This is a genomic window from Falsiroseomonas sp. RANM36 (assembly GCF_056682175.1).
Genome location: NZ_JBWXTD010000004.1, coordinates 806,465 through 806,918, shown reverse-complemented (window position 1 = coordinate 806,918; position 454 = coordinate 806,465). Strand labels below are relative to the sequence as shown.

Genomic DNA, 454 nt, shown 5'->3' with positions numbered 1-454 from the left:
CTGCCCGATGCCTCGGCGCCGGCGGGGCTGCGGGCGCGGCTGCGGCTCGGCTCCGCCCGCGAGGCGCTGCCGCGCGCCGAGGCCGCGGTGCGCAGCGCCGCTCGCAGCCGCCGCGTCAGCAGCAGCGTGATGGCCACCACGGCGGCTGCGAGCGGCAGATGCGAGAGATGCGCGGCGATGCCGATCGTGCCGAGCAGGATCAGCCCCGCGGCCTCGGCGCGCGTCAGCGCATCGCGGGCGAAGCCGAGCAGCAGCAGCGCCAGCAGCACCGCCGGCGCGAAGACATCGGGCATCAGCAGCGCGACGGTGAAGGGCGCCGTGGTCAGGAAGCCGGCGGCGGCGCAGACCAGCACATGCAGGCCCGGCGCGGCCGCCCCCCCCCCGGCCCGGCGCGCCCGCCCCCCCCCCCCCCGCAACAAACCCCCCCGCGCCCCCCGCCGCCCCCCCCCCCCCC

1 pseudogene is annotated in these 454 nt (G+C 80.8%); it reads right to left on the bottom strand.

Annotated features, from left to right (window positions below):
* A pseudogene (locus AC1MIR_RS17680) lies at window positions 1-454 on the bottom strand (hypothetical protein); the annotation flags it as partial.